Origin of the sequence: Parafrankia sp. Ea1.12 (assembly GCF_900465275.1) — a bacterium.
GTDB lineage: Bacteria > Actinomycetota > Actinomycetes > Frankiales > Frankiaceae > Parafrankia > Parafrankia soli.
Genome location: NZ_UBIZ01000511.1, coordinates 36,811 through 53,818, shown reverse-complemented (window position 1 = coordinate 53,818; position 17,008 = coordinate 36,811). Strand labels below are relative to the sequence as shown.

Here is a 17,008-nt window from a genome sequence, read left to right as displayed (position 1 = left end):
CTCCACCCCCGCGGCCCCGGCCCCGGGAAGGGTCGCTTCGGCTTCATTTCCCTCGACCCCCGCGGTGCGGTCGGCCGTCGGCGGCTCCGCCGGGTCTGGCCGACCGGTCCGAACGGGTACCGTCCACGCCTCGAAACCGGCGACGCCCGCCCGTTCGGATGACGTTCGCCGGCCGCTGTTCCTGGTTACCCCGGGGGGTGCCATCTGGCCGGAACCGACGGTCGGCGGCGCGGCCAGCGCCTCGGCGATCAGATCACGGAGAGCCGAGCGGTTCGGGAGCCCCGTGACCGGGTCGTGAGTCGCCCGGTGGCGCAGCACGGCCTCCCGGTCATGGCGATCGGTGACGTCGTCCACCACGACGACCAGCCCGTCGCCGCGGCTGAGCGCCCTGATCCGGACGTCCAGCCAGCGCTCGCCGCGCGGGGTGGCCAGCGGGATCTCGACGCGGACCTGGTCGCGGCGGTTGTCCAGCATCCGGCGGGTCAGCCCGGCCAGTGTCCGCAGCGGTTCCGTGCTCCGCCCGGCTGCCTCGCAGGCGGCCAGCCAGCTCGCCCCGGGGCGGACGGGGACGACCGCCAGCCCGGCCGCGGCGCTGCGCCGCCACGCGTCGTTGAGACGCACCACCATTCCATCTGGTCCCAGTACGGCGATGCGTGACGGTAACGAGTCGAGGACCGCGGCGGCCACGTCGTCGGTGATCACCGATTCTGATTCCCCTCTCGGGACGTCGAAGCCGCGGCTGCGCCAGGTTCTCCATTTCCTCCGGCAGCCCGCGCGGGATCACCGCCGACGGCCCGACCGATATCCGTGATCCTTGACGCCGGACTGTCGCCCCGTCCGGAAAAGGGTCTGGTGGAGTGCGACCGATGCTTTTTGGTAGTGTTCCGGGCGTCGAATTCTTGTGTCGGACTGTAAAGAAGTCGACGAATATCCCCAGCTATCCGGGTCTGCCCGGCATCTGGAACCGCGCGGCATCCTGGGCTGCCCGGCATCTGGAGCAGCCCAGGTATCGCGCACTGGAAGTCCCGGGCCGCAAACCTCTCAGCTGGCGGAACGGGTGTGAGGTCAGCGCCGCCCGCCGTCGCCGGCGAACTGCTCGGGGACCCATTCAGGCGCCCGCTTCTCCATGAACGCGCGCATGCCCTCACGTGGCTCGGGCGACTGCTGCATCGCCCAGAACATGGTCTGGTAGTCGATGAGCCCATAGCGCTCGTTCAGCATGCGCTTGACATGCATGCGGGCCGCCGGGGCGGTCTGCAGAATCTCCCCGGCGGCCTGGACGGCGGCCTCGCGGAGCTGGTCGTGCGGCACGACCCGGCTGATCACACCCAGCCGCTGGGCCTCGGCGGCGTCGAAGCGGCGCGCCGACAACAGCAGGTCACGGGCCACCGCGATGCCGACGTGGGCGGGCAGGACGGCCGCATAGGTGGCGTCGGGGATCCCCCGCAGCAGCTCGGGGACCCGGAACGTCGCCTGGTCGCTGGCGACCGCGATGTCCGCCATCATGGCGATCAGCAGGCCACCGGCCTGGCAGATGCCGTTGACGGCGGCCACCACCGGCGCCCGGCTGTCCCGGATGGTGAGGAACGGCAGGACGTCCTCGCCGCGCAGGTCGGGCGGCAGGTTGTCGCCGGGCTCGGACCTGCTGCCGAGGTCGCCGCCGGGGGCGAACACGTCACCGGTGCCGGTGATGATCAGTGCGGCCAGGTCGGGCGAGGTGTTGACCAGCTGTACGGCCCGCTTGATGCCGAAGTACATCGCCGGTGTCAGGGCGTTCCGGGCGGCCGGCCGGTCGATCACACACCAGCCGATGGCTCCGTCGCGCTCGAAACGCAGGCCCGCCGCTCCCAGGTCATCGGTCATGCTGCTCCTCCCTCGTGCCGCCGCTCGCGATGATGGCATGCCAGGGCGTCGCCCGGCGGTGCGATCACACGGCGGCGGCGATCCGGCGCCACTGTTCGCGGGGAAGGACCCGCGCGTCTTCGGTGAGCACCTGGAGGGCGACGTGGTCGGCGCCGGCGGCGCGGTGCTCGTTGACCCTGCGCATGATCGCCTCCTCGTCGCCCCAGGCCACCACCGCGTCGAACAGCCGGTCGCTGACGGACGCCAGATCCTCGGCCGAGAAGCCCAGTCGGAGCAGGTTGTTCGCGTAGTTCGGGTGCGTGAGGTATCTGCGCAGCCAGTCGGCCCCGATCGAGCGGGCCTCTTCCCTCGTCCCGCAGAGGATCACTGTCTGTTCCGGCAGCACGAGCGGGTCGGCGCCGAGCACCTCACGGGCGCGGCGGGTGTGCTCCGGGGTGACCAGGTACGGGTGGATGCCGCGGGCCCGGTTCGCGGCGAGCGCGAGCATCTTCGGGCCGAGCGCGGCCAGCACCCGACCGGTCGACGGCACGGATGGCCGCGCGGCGTCGAGCGCGTCGAGGAAGCCACCCATCGCGGCCAGTGGCCGCTGGTAGCGGCCTGGTTCGCCGGCGTCGACCACGTCGGCGTGACTGACCCCGATGCCCAGCAGGAACCGGTCGCCGTGCTCCGCGGTGAGCGACGCGGTCCGGGCCGCGGTCTGCTCCGGGCTGTGCATCCACAGGTTGAGCACGCCGGTCGCGATGACGGTGCGCCGGGTCGCCGCGAGCAGCCGTCCGGCGGTGTCGAAGGCCGGGCCGCCGGCGTCGGGGAACCAGAGCGCGGCGAATCCCAGGTCGTCGAGCTCCGCGGCGGCGTCGGCCGCCTCGGCCGGATCCCCGAACCGCAGGTGCAGGCTCCAGATCCCGACCCCGCTGAGCTCCATGTCGTCCTTTCGCCGCCGTTCCGCTGGCTTTGGGCACTCTACGCCCGATGCGGCACTGGGTGCCAGCATCGATATCGGAGGGCATCTGTGGCGCTGGGTCCGGCGCGGCTGCGGCTGCGGCTGGCGTAGGGGCGCGATCCGTCCGCGCCGGAGCCGTCCCGCGAACGGATCCAGCCGGCCGCGACAAAGACACAGGTCAAGGCCTACCACGCAGCCGTGCCGCCAGGGACCGCCGCTGAGCGGGAGCGGCATGGCTATCGAGCCGAAGCGGCTGCGGAGCCGACGAAAAATAGGTGAAGATATAACCCGTGGTGACTGACCCGGCGAGTGGCCATCTCGGCCGCCGCCTCGACCGCGTCCCACGACCGCGCGTGCGCCGAGGTGCGGCGCCGGTGACCGGGCCGGCAGACGGGCCCGGTAGGCGAGGTCGGTAGCCAGGTCGTCGGACAGACGCCGCTCCAGCCGCACATTCCCAACCATGATCTTGCCGGATTTCGTTGATCATGAACATCGATGAAGGGGTCGAAGATGATTCACCGCGCGCGATTACTCGTCACCGCTCTCGTCTGCTGTACGGGTCTGCTGCTGGGGGCCTGCGGGGGAGGAGGTGGCGATACCGGTACGTCCGCGTCGGGGGCCACGGGTGAGCCTGTGGCGGGTGGCGAAGCGCGGATCCTGCTGCTGAGCGAGCCGCGCACGATGGACCCGGCGGTCATCGGCAACGTCTACGCCAGCGGAGCCCTCATCGGGAACGCCCTGTACGGAACACTGATGACCGACGACGAGGCGGGTGAGATCCACTACTCGATGGCCGAGTCGTTCGAGTCCGCCGACAACGGCAAGACGTTCGAGCTGAAGCTGCGGCCGGGGCTGGTGTTCTCGGACGGTACCCCGCTGAATGCGGATGCCGTGAAGTTCAACTGGGACCGGACCAAGGAACCGGCCACCGGCTCCGCCAGCCGGGCGGATGCGGCGATGATCGCCTCGTCCGAGGTGGTTGACGACGTCACGCTGCGGGTCACCCTGGTCACCCCCGTTCCGAAGTACTCCGAGGCCATCGTCACCTCGACGCTGAACTGGATCGCCTCGCCGGCGGCCCTGCGGAAGGGCGGGCCGGCCTTCGACAAGAACCCGATCGGCGCCGGGCCGTTCACCCTGCAGAACTGGGCCCGCCAGGACAACATGCGGCTGGTCAAGAACCCCCGCTACTGGGACGCGCCCAGGCCGTACCTCGACTCCCTCGTCCTGCGCCCGGCACAGGACAGCAACCAGCGCTACAACACGCTGCTCACCGGTGGTGCCGACCTGGCGGTCGACTCGAGCTGGATCAACCTCGGCAAGGCCGACGAGGCGGGGCTGCCGGTCGACTTCCTGCCGGCCAGCGGCGGTATCGTCGCCGCGCTGAACACGCGCCGGGCGCCGTTCGACGACGTGCGCGCACGTCAGGCGGTCGCGAAGGCGCTGGACATGGACGCGCTGAACCTCGCCGTCTGGAACGGCAGCGCGCGGATGGCCACCACGCTGTTCACCGACTCATCACCGTTCTACTCACCCACGCCGTTGCAGAAGACGGACAAGGCGACCGCCCAGAAGCTCTTCGACGAGCTCGCCGCCGAGGGCAAGCCGGTCTCCTTCTCGTTCACCACCACTCCGGCGTCGGAGAACCGGAAGATGGCCGAGAACATCCAGGCCCAGCTGAGCGCGTTCAAGAACGTCAAGTTCCAGGTCCGGGTCATAGAGGTCGCCGAGTTCTCGGCGCTGCGCACGTCGCACGACTACGACGCGGTCCTCACGTCCTCGATGTTCCTGGACCCCGACCCCCGCCTGCCGACGACCCTCCTCGGGGGCTCGCCGGCGAACCTGTCCATGCTCGACGATCCTCAGCTGAACGAGAGCCTGCTGGCGGGACGGACCGCGACCACCGTGGAGGAGCGGAAGAAGGCCTATGACCGCGTGCAGGCCCGGCTGACGGAGGTGGTCCCGATGATCTTCTTCGCGCGCGGGCCGCTCGGCGCCATCTCGGCCAGGAACGTCGGCGGTGTCACGCAGTACGGCCTCGGATCGCTGCTGCCGGAGAAGCTGTGGATCCAGTCATGACGGCCTGACAACGGCACAACGTACACCGCCTGACGGCCGTCACCTGGCGCGCGTCGATCATCGTCGGCGCGCGCCAGGGCGGCCTCGGGCAGCGGTGCCGGGTGGACGTCGTCCTCGCCGGGCACGGGCTCCACCCGGTCACCCACGCGCAGGGTGCCGCCGCGCACGATTATCTCCGGGTCGTCGGGCGCGACTTCGGGCGTACCTTCCAATCCCGGCTCGAGGACTATCCGAACCGGGGAGTCGCCGAGCGTTATCTGTTCGGCAGGGCAACGCTCCCACTTGAGGGACGACCGGGATTCGCGGCGGATCTGCGGGCCTACGAGCGGGGCCCCTCCGCCGCTGCGGCGCACGAACCGGCGGCATCCTGGGCGGTCTGGTACCGGCGGCAAGTGCGGATGCCCGCCCCGATGCTCGGTGTGCTGTACCTGGCGTGCGGTCAGAAGAGGGTCAGGGGCTCGGCTGGTATCGGCTGCGGCAGGGGATCGAGCCCGGGCACGCGGGCCCGGACCTCGTCGTGGAAACGGCGGGCGAGCAGCGGAGCGTCGACGTTGTCCGGGGTGTGGATGAAGACGGTGGGTGATCGTCCCTCGCGCAGCCACGTGACGGTGGTGTCGACCCAGTGCCGCCAGCCCTCGACCGTCCGGGCGGAGTCGTCGCGGCCGAGGTAGCGGACGATCGGCTGGTCGGTCAGCGCGAGTGACCGGAGCGGCATCCGGGGCTTCTTCGCCCAGGCGTCCCGTTCGGCGTCGCTCGTCGGCGGGCTCCGGAAGAACTCGGTGGTGTCGAACGGAATCCATTCGGCGCCCACGGTGGCGAGTGCGTCCTCGAGCAGGCGCGCCGCGCGCGGGTCGGCGAAGAAGGCCGGATGGCGGACCTCCACCGCGTACCGGTGGGACGTGTCGAGCCGGCGCAGAAAGCGGGCGAGCAGCGACACGTCGGCCGGGCCGAACGCCCCCGGCAGCTGAATCCAGAGGGCGTGCGCCCGCGGGCCGAGCGGCTCCATCGCGTTCAGGAACGAGCGAAGCACCTCGTCGACGTCGGTGAGGTGGCGTTCGTGCGTGATGACCTTCGGCAGCTTGACCACGAACCGGAAGCCGGGGTCGGTCTGCCGCGCCCACGTGGCCACGGTCTCCCGGGCCGGGGTCGCATAGAACGTGGTGTTCCCCTCGACCGCGTTACACCAGGCGGCGTAGTGCCGCAGGCGCTCGTGGGCCGGCAGCGGATGGGCCAGCAGGCGCCCCTGCCAGGACTTGTGACTCCACATCGCGCACCCCACGTGCAGATGCATGTCTCGTGCCCTCCGTCGCTGGATCGCGCCGGCCCGCGCCGGCCGGCTGAAGGTCGGTGAAACCGGGGTGTAGGGGCGGTGATACCGCCGCTGTCTAGCGTCGTCCCAGCTTCCCAGCTGCTGAGCACCATGGAAGGACGACGCGTGACAGCCACACCCGCTGTCCGGGCCGATGGCCTGGTCAAGAGATTCGGCGATTTCCGTGCCGTCGACCGGATCGATCTCGAGGTGCGACACGGCGAGATCTTCGGCGTGCTCGGGCCGAACGGCGCAGGCAAGACGACGATGCTGAAGATGCTGGCCACGCTGCTGCCGATCGACGGCGGCCGGGCCGAGATCTTCGGTGTGGACGTCGCCGCCCAGCCGCACCGGGTCCGCCAGCTCATCGGCGTGACCGGCCAGTACGCCTCGGTGGACGAGGACCTCTCCGCCACCGAGAACCTGTGGCTCTTCGGCCGGCTCCAGGGCCTGAAGGCCGCGGACGCTCGCGCCACCGCGCGCCGGCTGCTGGAGCAGTTCGGCCTGGAGGACGCCGCCGAGCGGAAGATCTCGGCGTTCTCCGGCGGCATGCGCCGCCGCCTCGACCTCGCCGCCTCCCTCATCACCCGACCGCCGTTGATCTTCCTCGACGAGCCGACCACCGGGCTCGACCCGCGCACCCGAGGCCAGATGTGGAACACCATCCGCGGTCTCGTCGAGGACGGCTGCACCGTCCTGCTCACCACCCAGTACCTGGACGAGGCCGACCAGCTCGCCGACCGGGTCTGCGTGATCGACCAGGGCCGCAAGGTCGCCGAGGGCACTCCGGACGAGCTGAAGACCCAGGTCGGCGATTCGACCCTGCAGCTTCAGCTCGCCCCCGGCGCCGACCAGGCGCTCGCCCGCGAGGTGGTGTTCCGGGTGCTCGGCGAAGAGCCGGTCACCACCCCCGAGTCGGGCCGGATGAACGTCCCGCTCGATGTCGCCGACCGCGCCGCCGACGTGCTGATCGCGCTGCGCGAGGCCGCCGTCTCGATCTCCTCGGTCAGTGTCGCGAAGCCCAGCCTCGACGAGGTCTTCCTCGCCCTCACCGGCCACGGCACGGATACCGGAGACGGCACCGGCACCGGGGACGGCACGGGCACCGGCACCGCCGGCCCGGCCGGCGCCGTCCCCGGCCAGGACACGAACAGCCCCGACAAGCCCGTCATGGAGAAGGCCCGATGAACACCCTCGTAGCCGAACCGTCCGCCGCCCGCCCGCGATCGGCGCCAGCCGTCGACCCGGCCGCCGCCGTAGCCCGCACGCGCGCCCGCCCCGGGCTGGGCGACACTTTCAACCAGACCTTCGCGATGGCGTGGCGGGCGCTGAAGAAGATGCGCCGCAACCCGGAGCAGTTCTTCGACGTGGCGCTGCAGCCGCTGCTGTTCACCGCGATGTTCGCCTACGTGTTCGGCGGCGCGATCTCCGGTGACGTCGACAGCTACCTGCCGTTGCTGATCCCCGGCATCGTCGCCCAGACCGTGCTCACCACCTGCATGGCCACCGGGGTGCAGATGCGGGAGGACATGGACAAGGGCGTCTTCGACCGGTTCCGGTCGTTGCCGATGTCCCGGATCGCGCCGCTCGCCGGGCCGATGATGGCGGACCTGATCCGTTATCTGATCGCGGCCGTGCTGACCTACCTGATGGGCCTGATTCTCGGCTACCGGCCGGGCGGCGGGGTGCTCGGTGTGGTCGGCGCGGTCCTGCTCGCGGTCTTCACCGGCTGGGCGCTCGCGTGGGCGTTCACCTGGATCGGCACGCTGGCCCGCAGCGCCCGCAGCGTGCAGGGGATCTCGATGATGATCCTCTTCCCGCTCACCTTCCTCTCCAACGCCTTCGTGCCGGCGGACACGCTGCCGGGCTGGCTGGAGTCCTTCACCAGGATCAACCCGGTGTCACACCTGGTCTCCGGAACCCGCGACCTCGCCAACAACGGCGTGATCACCGCGCAGGTCGGCTGGACGCTGCTCGCCGGCCTCGCCGTGATCGTGATCTTCATGCCGCTGTCGGTGGCCAGCTACAAGCGGCACCTCTAGCCGGGAATCCGGTGCCCTCACCCGATGGGCGGGCGACGCCCGGTCGGCGTCCCGCCCGGTCAACTGCCCGGCCAGCCATCCAGCCATCCAGTCAGGCGTTCGGCCAGGTGCTCGACGAGGAGGCGGGCCTCGTCGAGAACCTGCGCCGGGCGCCGTCCGGCGACGCTCGCCCGGACCGCCGCGAGCGTGCCGGGCGCGCGGCGTTCGGCGATCGGCTCGATCCGCGACCACCCCATCGACGGGATCGTCGCGGGGTAGGCGAACCGTTCCGCGAGCGCCAGCAGCCGGACCGCGTCCTCCGGGGCCATCCCGGCCAGACCGTCTCCGGGCGCCGGGAGGTTCTCCCGAAGACCCCAGGCGCCCAGTGCGAACAGCACCGTCCCGTACACCGGGTAGTCGGCGCCGGCCTGCCCGCGTCGGAACGCTTCGACGCAATGGGTGAGGCAGGCCCGGAACAGGCTGTGACCGGTGGCGAGGTCGTCGGCCGTGCTCGCGTGCCGGGCGAACGCGGCCACCGTCGCCGCGTCGCACACGAGCACCCAGGGCTCGAGGCCGGTGGGTTCCACGCCCGGCAGCCGCAGGGCCCGCATCTCCTCCGCCGCGTCCACGTACCGGCGTAGACCACCGGTCGTGTCGCCGCGGGCGATCATGATCTCGGCCTCGGCGGTGGCCATCATTCTGCCGCCGAGCCCCGTCCTGTCCTCCGGGGCACTCTGGGCGAGGTGGCTCTCGGCCGCTTCGAGCCGGCCGTCGTTGATGGCGTCGAACGCCAGCAGCACCCTGAGCTGCGCGACGTCGTCGCGGGCGCCGAGCCGTTCCAGGACGGGCAGTGCCGCGCGAGCACACGACCGGGCGGTGGTGACGTCCCCGAGCTGCATCGACAGCGCGGCGAGCTGGGTGCGCAGCACGGCCGCGATCCACGGGCCGTCCTGCGGCGCGGCGAGCGCCAGCGCCCGTTCGGCGCAGGCCGCCGCCGTCCGCGGGACACCGTCGTTCTCCCACAGATGGGTCAGCCACATCAGCGCGATCAGGCGCGTGTGCCGGTCGGCGTCGTCCACGAGCCGTTCCAGCCGTGCCGCGGCGTCCGCGGGCCGGGTCGGATCGAGCGCAAGCTGCACCCGCACCGAACCGGCCAGCCACGTGTTGTCCGCGTCCGCCGGATCGAGCGGCACCAGCAGTTCGCAGGCCTCCTCCGGGTACCTGACGGTCATGAGCATCTTCGTCCGCAGGATGGCGATCCGGCTGGCCAGGGTCGCCGAGGCCGCCGCTGGCGGCGGGGCCCAGTCGTGCAGGGCCTCGGCGACCGCGTTGGCCAGCACCATCATCCGCGTGTGATCGCCGCGGATCTCCCAGAACGGATTGAGCACCGCCAGCAGCCGCACGACCGCCTCGGTACCGCCGTCGACCAGCGCGGCCCGCAGTTCGTCGGCGAGGTTCGTCTCCTCGGCCGCGACCGCGTCGATCGCCGCGAACTGCCGCTCACTGAGCAGGTCCGCGCCGTGCCGGGTGACGTAACCGACCGCCCAGGCCCGCTGGGCCCGCCGCGCCCACACCTGCTCGCCGGCCTCGGTCAGTCGCAGCCGGCCGAACTCGCGGACGGTCTCCAGCATCCGGTAGCGGACCCCGTCGGCCGACTCACGCACGCTCAGCAGCGACTGGTCGACGAGGTTCTGCACCGCGTCGAAGGCGTCCAGGGGCTCCGGGCCGGCGACCTGCCCGGCGGGGTCGGGCGCGCCGAGCACCTCCTCCGCGGCGTCGAGGGTGAACCCGTCCGGAAAGAGCGCCAGCCGACGCAGCGACCGCCGTTCCGGCTCGGCCAGCAGGTTCCACGACCAGTCGATCACCGCGAGCAGCGTGCGGTGACGGTCCGGCGCGCCGCGGTCGCCGCCGCGCAGCAGGGCGAAGCGGTCCGCCAGCCGCCGGTCGACGTCCTCCACCGACATCGCGCGGACCCGCGCCGCGGCCAGCTCGATCGCCAGCGGAAGGCCGTCGAGCCGGTCGACGATCCGGCCGACCACCTCGGGGTCGAGCCGGACGGTGGGCCGGGCGGCGGCGGCGCGCTGACGGAACAGCTCGGTCGCGTCGGCGCGGCCCAGCTCCCCGAGCAGGTAGACCCGCTCGGCGCTGATCGCCAACGGCGCCCGGGTCGTGGTGAGCACCCGGACGTCCGCGGTGGCGGTGACGAGGAAGGCGACCAGCTCGGCGACCTCCTCGACGAGGTGCTCGCAGTTGTCCAGCAGCAGCAGGCTCGACCCACGCGAGAGCTGCGCGGCGATACGCGTGCGCAGGTCGGCGCGCTGGCCCGGGGACAGCACCCGGCGCTCGCCGATCGAGTCGCGGACACCGAGCGCCGAGCCGACCTCGCCGAGCAGGTCCTCGGGCGCCGTCACCCCGACCAGGTGGACGACATGCACCACCGGCAGCGTGCTCTCCCGGGCGAGCCGGTGCGCCAGCCGGGTCTTGCCGAGGCCGCCCGGCCCGACGATCGACACCACCCGTGACCGGTCCAGCAACGTCCGCAGCCGCTCGACGTCCCCCTGGCGGCCCAGCAGGGGAGTGGCGTCGTAACGGAGGCCGTCGCGGACGGGCTGGTCGGCGGCGAGCAGATCGCGCTGCAGCCGGGTGAGTGCCTCCCCTGGGCCGACACCGAGCCGTTCCCGCAGGTCCCGACGGTGGCGTTCGAAGCGCTCCAGGGCCGCCCCCGGCCCGCGGACGGCGGCCTCGCTGTGCAGCAGGTCGGCCAGCAGGGCCTCGTCGTCGGGCCGCTCGGCGTGCGCCGCCTCCAGGAGCCCCAGCGCCTCGGTGTGCCGGTCTGTCCGGCTCGCCGCCCGGGCCAGCAGCAGCCGGGCCGCCGCCAGATCGCGGCCGGCCGCCCGGCGCACGTCGGCGAGCGGGCCCTGTTCGCCCGCCGGCACCGGCGACAGCGACGCGCCGAGCTCCAGCGCCTCCCGGGCCCGCTCGGCGGCGGCGGCCGGATCGGCCGCGAGGAGGGTGTCAGCCTCGGCGACCAGCCGGCCGAGCAGACAACTGTCGACCTCGGCCGGAGGCAGGTCGAGCCGATAGCCCTCGCCATCGCGTACCACCGCGGCGCCGCCGCAGGCGGCCCGCGTTCGGGAGACGACCACCTGAAGACCCTTGGCCGCATTGGCCAGCGGCTCCCCGCGCCAGATCAGCTCCACCAGCCGCTCGGCCCGCACCGGCCGCCCGCGTTCCGCCGCCAGCGCCGCCAGCAGCGCCCGCGGCCGGTCGCCGACCACCGGGATGCCCTTCCAGCGCACCCCGTCCAGGAGAGTGAGGCCCACGCCCATCCCGGCCACTCTAGAGCGGCAAGCTGTGATCGGCGCGGCGACGGGACAGCGGGGGGCTCGGGTGGTGCGCCCGGCGGTGTGACGCCTCCGCAGGAACCTCCTGGATCACCGGATGAATTCACGGCGAATATCAGGCGACCGAGTAGACCGCGGCTCTCCAGTCCGCGACGGGCCCCATACGGTAACCGAATCAACACGTCGGGCCGGTTGGGCATGCGGGGGCGAGCTGCATCGTGAGCTGGCTGAGTGCCGAGAACATCGTGGCCGTGCTTACCGCGGCGCTCGGCATAGTGGCGTCCTTCGCGGTGGTCTGGTACGAGCGCCGGGTGCCGCGCCGCAGGCGCATTGGCTACCGCGTCCAGATGGACATGCCCATCGGCGGTGACAATCGTGACGGGCAGGGTCAGGAAAACATACGGCTGGGCCTGTTCAGCGATCTCCCGGACATGTCCGACGCGACCCTCGTCCTCCTGCGGGTCGAGAATGACGGTGCGCAGAGCGTGGCCAGCACCGACTACACCGGCGGCGACCTGCACGGTCTCACCGCCGTCTTCACGGAACGCATCGTCAGGGGTGTGACCGTCACCCAGCCCAACGCCGACCACCTCATGGAGCACTTCGCGTCTTCGAGGGGGATGCGGCACAGCGGCAACACGATCTACCTGCCTCGTGTTCCGCTCGACAGCGGTCAGCACTACAAACTGCTCGTGCTCCTCACCGGCGGCAGCGTCGGCTGCGCCGTGCGCGTCACCGGTGGGATCCGGGAGGGCGCGGTGCAGCCCAACCGGAGCACCACGGTCGACGACAAGCCGCCCCTTTTCAACCGGCCCGCCCGCCTGATCACCATCCTGCTCACGCTCTGCGTCACGGTGCTGGCGAGCATCGTCGTCGGTGGCGGCGGTGCGCCCCCGCCCATCGGCTGCGCCACAGGGAAGCTCACCGTCAACGGTTCCACGGCCTTCGCGCCCGTGGTGCAGGAAATCGCCAGGAGATACGAGTCGGACTGCCCCGACTCAAACATCACGGTGGAGGCTCGTGGCAGCAACGAAGGCATGCAGAGACTGGTGGAGACGGGCGAGTCCGAGAACGGTTCCCCCGCCATGATCGTCATTCGTGACGGTGGTGGATCGCAGCTCGACCCGCGCCTTCAAGGGGACCGGGTAGCGGTTTCCGCCTTCACCGTCGTGGTGAACGACGAGGTGTCGGTCAGCAGCCTGACGATCGAGCAGATACGCCGCATCTACCGGGGCGATGTTGTCAACTGGAACCAGGTTGGCGGGCCCGACCTCCCGATCCTGCTGGTGAGCCGCGACGCCAACTCTGGTACCCGCGACCTGTTCCGGCGGCGCATCCTTGCCGGCATTGGTGAACCCGCCTACACCTCCCAGGACTGCGAGCACCGGAACTCACCGCAGGACAAGGTCATCCGCTGCGAGCTCGACAGCACCGAACGGGTACTGCGAAGCGTGGCCAGGCTGCCGGGCGCGATCGGCTACAGCGAACTGCGTACCGCCGCGACCGTCAAGGGCCTGCGCACCGTGCGCATCGACGGGCAGGATCCCTCGATCGAGGCCATCCGCAACAGCACCTATCCCTTCGCGGAGGTCGAATACGCGTACACCTACGGGCAGCCGCCCGCCGGCTCCCTCACCCTGAGCTTCCTCGACTATCTGACCAGGGGCGGCGGGCAGACCGTCATCAAGGCTCACGGCGCTCTGCCGTGCTACAGCCCGGAAGGCCTCAGGCGCTGCCAGGAGGGGCCCTGAAGCTCCACGGGTGACGGTGGGCGGTGCGCCCGGCCAGACCGGCCGTGCGGAGCCGCTCGCGGCGGCTGCCGATCCGGCCGGTACCGGCCATGACGGCGATCAGGCGCCGGCCCGTCGTCCCGTGCGCCAGCGGCATCCGTCAGGATCGGAGGTGTGAAAGCGGCCCGGCCCGGGTGACCACGATCCTGCTCGGTCTCGCCTCTGGACTGCTCATCGCGACCATCACCGCGCCCGTCGGGGTCTCCGGCGCGGTGTTTCTTCTTCCTGTCCAGCTCGACGTGCTGCACGTTCCCAGCCCAGCGGTCACACCAACCAACCTGCTGTTCAACGTCATCGCCATACCCGGGCCGCTCGGCCGCTACCACCAGCAGAAACAGCCCGGTGGCCCCCTGACCCGCCTGCTGGTCCTCGGCACCCTGCCGGGGGTGGTGCTCGGTGCCGTCGTCCGGGTCCACTTCGCCCCCGGCGCCCGCCTGTTCCGGCTCCTCCTCGCCGCGATGCTCTTAACCCTGGGCGTCTGGCTCTGCGCTCGTACCCTGCGTAGACAGCCGCACCAGACCGTCCCGAGCGTCTCGTCACCACGGCCGCGCACCATCACCGTGCTGGCTCTGATCGTCGGGTTCGTCGGGGGCATCTACGGCATCGGGGGCGGCTCGCTCCTCGGCCCGATCCTGGTCGGACGCGGCATGTCCGTGGCCGTAGTCGCCCCCGCTACCCTCGCCTCGACGTTCCTCACCTCGATCGTCGGCGTCGCGGCCTACGCCGTGCTCGCCCTGACCACCGCCGGGAACATCGCCCCCCATTGGGCACTCGGACTTACCTGCGGACTCGGCGGACTGGCCGGCGGATACCTCGGCGCGCGCCTCCAACCCCACCTGCCCAACACCGCCCTACGCCTCCTCCTCGGCGTCCTGGCCTGCGCACTTGCCGCCGTCTATCTGATCCAGGCCGCTTGATGCGCCCGGCACACGAACACGCCGGTTGAACCGCCCCGCAGCAAACGCGCACCGCTTTCGCTGGAAGCATTCGAGCGAGTGCCGCGCCGCTCACCCGCTCTGCGAACCTGCTCATGAACCTTGCTCGGGCTCGGGCTCGGGCTCTGGTTCGGGCCATCGGGTCAGGCGGCGTGCCTTCCCTGCGGCTGGCCCGGGTCGAGGTCCTCGACCTCGGCGATGAGACGGCCGTCGGCGGCGTCGCGGCGCAGGGCCGCGCCGAGCCGCGCGGCGGACCGCCGGTAGGAGGGATCGTCCAGGACCCGCCGGACGGCGTCAGCGATCTTCGCCGGCTTCGCCGCACGACTGACCGACAGCCCGGCGCCGTGGTGGACCACCCGGGCGGCGTTGTCGGCCTGGTCGCGGCCGTGCGCCAGCACCACGACCGGGACACCGGCGGCGAACGCCCGTGCCAGGGTGCCGTGGCCTCCGTGGGTCACGACGAGCGAGACGTGGCGGAGCACCTCGCCGTGGGGCACGGCGGAGACCACGGTGACTCCGGGCGGTGCGGTGAGCTGACCGGGATCGATCACCGGGCCGGTCGTCACCAGACCGCGCAGCGACAGCGATCCCACCGCGTCGGCGACCCGCTGCAGGCATTCGGCCTGGTTCTGGAACGTGCTGGACATGGACACCAGGACCAGCGGCGCGTCCCCGGCCGGCGGCTGCCACGGCTCGGCCGCCCACACCGGCTCGTCGAGGACCGGCCCGACGTAGCGGACGTTCGCCGGCAGCCGCGCCGGGAAGTCGAACTCCGCGCTCGTCATCACCAGCTCGCGGCGGGCCCGGTGGGGCTGATCCTGGTAGTGCGCCATCGGTTCCAGGCCGTACGCGGCTCGCAGCGCGTTGAGCCCGGGCAGGGCGGCGCCGTCCCACATCCGCTGAGACATGGCGCCGACGAGCCGGTCGCGCAGCCGGCCGGCCGGTCCCCGGGCGGGTCGCAGCCCGGGGCCGAACGGCGGCAGCCCCGGTGCGGGCAGCGGGTAGATGTTCGGCATCAGGACGTCGAACGGCACTCCGTCGGCCTCCGCGGCCACCATCGCGCCGAAGGCGAAGAACGACGCGAGCACGAGGTCGGGGCGATCCGCGTCGATCGCGTCGGTGACGTCGCGGGCGTAGCCGGGCGCGGGGCGCACGATCAGGCGCCTGATCATCTCCCGCAGCAGCGTGCGCGGGCTCCGCAGCTCCCACTCCCGGTACGGAGCGTGCTCTGGCTGGTTGTCGGGCCGGTTGAGGCCGTTCCGCCAGGGACGGAAGGCCGCGCCGGTCGCGGCGACGGCGGGCACCATCGAGTCCTCGGCCAGGACGGTGACCCGGTGGCCGCGCTCGACGAGCCGTCGCGCGAGGCCGAGCTCCGGAGCTACGGAACCACCACCGTCAGTGAGGGCGAACAGGTACGTGTTGCTCATCGGTGACCTTCCTTCGGTCCTTCGCTCGGGATTCGTGCCGGGATTCCTGTCGGGTCAGCTGTCCGGCACGTCACGGATCAGCACGCCGCGTACCAGCGCGGTCATCGTCCGGGTGGTCTCCGGCCGGCTCAGGCGCAGGTCGCGGCGCAGCAACTTCCACGTGTAGACGTCGGTCGCCGCGTGCAGCGCGTTGAGGCCGCGCAGCCGGTCCGCCGGCACGGTGGGCAGGTGGGGTGCGAAGACCTCCTCCAGCCAGGCCCGGTGCGCCGCCCGGGCCTGATCGAGGATGGCCGCCAGGCGCCCGAGCCGTTCGGCGGACATCGCCCAGCGGACGTTGAGGTCACCGGACCGCTCGTACTGCTCGACCAGCACCTCGACGGCGTGCTCCGGATCGCCGTGCCGCACGGAGGTCCGCAGCCCCTCGATCTCCGACCCCAGGAGTTCGATCGCCGCCGAGGCGGCGCCCTCCTTGGACTCGTAGTGGTTGAGGACGGTCTGGTGGGAGACGCCCGCGCCGGTCGCGATGTCCGCCAGGGTGATGTCCTCGTAGGGCTGCGCGAGCAACAGTCGCAGCGCGGCCCGCGCGATCCGCTCCCTGGTGGCCGCCACCGCATCCGCCCTGGTTCCCATGAGTCGAGCCCTCCCCGGATCGATTCGCTTGAGTGACAGTCAAGCATTTCGCTTGAGCGGCGCTCAAACTTTGTCGGGGGTGTGACAGCGCGCGACAGCCGCCCGCGCCCGCGGCGCCGGCGATGCTTCCTGGTGATCGGGCGGGCTCAGCCCAGAGCTGGCTGCTCGCCGCTCTGCTCGGCGTGCTGCCTGCCGTGCTGGTCGGTGAGCTGCTCGGCGTGCTGGTCGAGGTCGCCGCCGAGCGCGTCCGGCGCGCGCATCCGCCAGGCGTCGGTCACGAGCTCCCGCAGGCGGCCGACCGTCACCTCAGCCAGGCGCACCATCACCAGGGGCAGGCCGTTGTAGCCCGGCACGGTGAAGAAGATGTCAGGCTCGCCGAGCAGGAGCGCCTGCTTTTCCGCCTCGTCGCCGACGAACAGCACCGCGGTATCGGTCCGGATCACGCGCGGTTTCCCGGGCGTGCGCTCGGGATAGGACCAGACGAAGCCCCTGCCGGCCACCCGGAAGTCAAAGCCCTCGCTCGCGATCTCCACCACGTGCGGCAGCGCCAGCGCCAACCGGCGCACATCGTCGGCGTCAGCCACCGAGGTCTCCCCGAGAACGCGCCCGCAGCATGCGACGAGGCTATCCTCCGGCAGCCGGGAACGGTTTTCGATAACTTGGTCCGGGT

Annotated in this window: 13 protein-coding genes; 5 read left to right on the top strand and 8 right to left on the bottom strand. The window is 71.6% G+C overall.

From position 1 onward, the window contains the following. The 3 genes from FMEAI12_RS30295 to FMEAI12_RS30285 all read right to left on the bottom strand — a co-directional run. On the bottom strand, positions 1–702 hold a 702-nt coding region (locus FMEAI12_RS30295; protein WP_146776798.1), incomplete at its 3' end, for a GGDEF domain-containing protein. A gap of 363 nt (positions 703–1,065) precedes the next feature. Continuing rightward, complete coding sequence (locus tag FMEAI12_RS30290) at positions 1,066–1,863, bottom strand: enoyl-CoA hydratase/isomerase family protein (RefSeq protein WP_020463678.1); 798 nt, start codon at positions 1,861–1,863, stop codon at positions 1,066–1,068. 64 nt (positions 1,864–1,927) lie between these two features. Further along, positions 1,928–2,785, bottom strand: a complete 858-nt coding sequence (locus FMEAI12_RS30285; RefSeq protein WP_112108719.1) for an LLM class F420-dependent oxidoreductase — start codon at positions 2,783–2,785, stop codon at positions 1,928–1,930. A gap of 528 nt (positions 2,786–3,313) precedes the next feature. Between FMEAI12_RS30285 and FMEAI12_RS30280 the strand changes: the two genes are divergently transcribed. After that, positions 3,314–4,882: an ABC transporter substrate-binding protein gene (locus FMEAI12_RS30280; RefSeq protein ID WP_112108725.1), complete on the top strand. Its 1,569-nt coding sequence runs from the start codon at positions 3,314–3,316 to the stop codon at positions 4,880–4,882. A 439-nt stretch (positions 4,883–5,321) separates the two neighbouring features. Here FMEAI12_RS30280 and FMEAI12_RS30270 read toward each other — a convergent pair whose 3' ends face one another. Beyond that, a complete protein-coding gene (locus FMEAI12_RS30270) occupies positions 5,322–6,173 on the bottom strand; it encodes a DUF72 domain-containing protein (RefSeq protein WP_112108718.1) in 852 nt (283 codons plus the stop codon). A gap of 144 nt (positions 6,174–6,317) precedes the next feature. On the opposite strand from FMEAI12_RS30270, the gene FMEAI12_RS30265 reads away from it, so the two are divergent. Both FMEAI12_RS30265 and FMEAI12_RS30260 read left to right on the top strand, forming a co-directional pair. After that, positions 6,318–7,379: an ATP-binding cassette domain-containing protein gene (locus FMEAI12_RS30265; RefSeq protein ID WP_112108717.1), complete on the top strand. Its 1,062-nt coding sequence runs from the start codon at positions 6,318–6,320 to the stop codon at positions 7,377–7,379. Further along, complete coding sequence (locus FMEAI12_RS30260) at positions 7,376–8,233, top strand: ABC transporter permease (protein WP_071062324.1); 858 nt, start codon at positions 7,376–7,378, stop codon at positions 8,231–8,233. Before FMEAI12_RS30265 ends, FMEAI12_RS30260 begins: the two co-directional genes overlap by 4 nt. A 59-nt stretch (positions 8,234–8,292) precedes the next feature. Here the strand turns inward: FMEAI12_RS30260 and FMEAI12_RS30255 are convergent, their stop codons facing one another. Continuing rightward, positions 8,293–11,541 carry a BTAD domain-containing putative transcriptional regulator gene (locus FMEAI12_RS30255; protein ID WP_112108716.1) on the bottom strand — a complete coding sequence of 1,083 codons (3,249 nt, stop codon included), beginning with the start codon at positions 11,539–11,541 and terminating at the stop codon, positions 8,293–8,295. A 233-nt stretch (positions 11,542–11,774) separates the two neighbouring features. Between FMEAI12_RS30255 and FMEAI12_RS30250 the strand changes: the two genes are divergently transcribed. After that, positions 11,775–13,307, top strand: coding sequence for a PstS family phosphate ABC transporter substrate-binding protein (locus FMEAI12_RS30250; RefSeq protein ID WP_112108715.1), 1,533 nt, complete (start codon positions 11,775–11,777; stop codon positions 13,305–13,307). 173 nt (positions 13,308–13,480) lie between these two features. After that, entirely contained in the window at positions 13,481–14,263 is a 783-nt protein-coding gene (locus FMEAI12_RS30245; RefSeq protein WP_200835464.1) for a sulfite exporter TauE/SafE family protein, read from the top strand. Positions 14,264–14,424: 161 nt separating this feature from the next. Here FMEAI12_RS30245 and FMEAI12_RS30240 read toward each other — a convergent pair whose 3' ends face one another. From FMEAI12_RS30240 to FMEAI12_RS30230, 3 genes are all read right to left on the bottom strand, one after another. Beyond that, positions 14,425–15,708, bottom strand: coding sequence for a glycosyltransferase (locus FMEAI12_RS30240; protein WP_112108713.1), 1,284 nt, complete (start codon positions 15,706–15,708; stop codon positions 14,425–14,427). Positions 15,709–15,762: 54 nt separating this feature from the next. Continuing rightward, complete coding sequence (locus tag FMEAI12_RS30235) at positions 15,763–16,338, bottom strand: TetR/AcrR family transcriptional regulator (RefSeq protein ID WP_112108712.1); 576 nt, start codon at positions 16,336–16,338, stop codon at positions 15,763–15,765. 146 nt (positions 16,339–16,484) lie between these two features. After that, positions 16,485–16,922 carry an MmcQ/YjbR family DNA-binding protein gene (locus tag FMEAI12_RS30230; protein WP_235014822.1) on the bottom strand — a complete coding sequence of 146 codons (438 nt, stop codon included), beginning with the start codon at positions 16,920–16,922 and terminating at the stop codon, positions 16,485–16,487. Positions 16,923–17,008 lie beyond the last annotated feature (86 nt).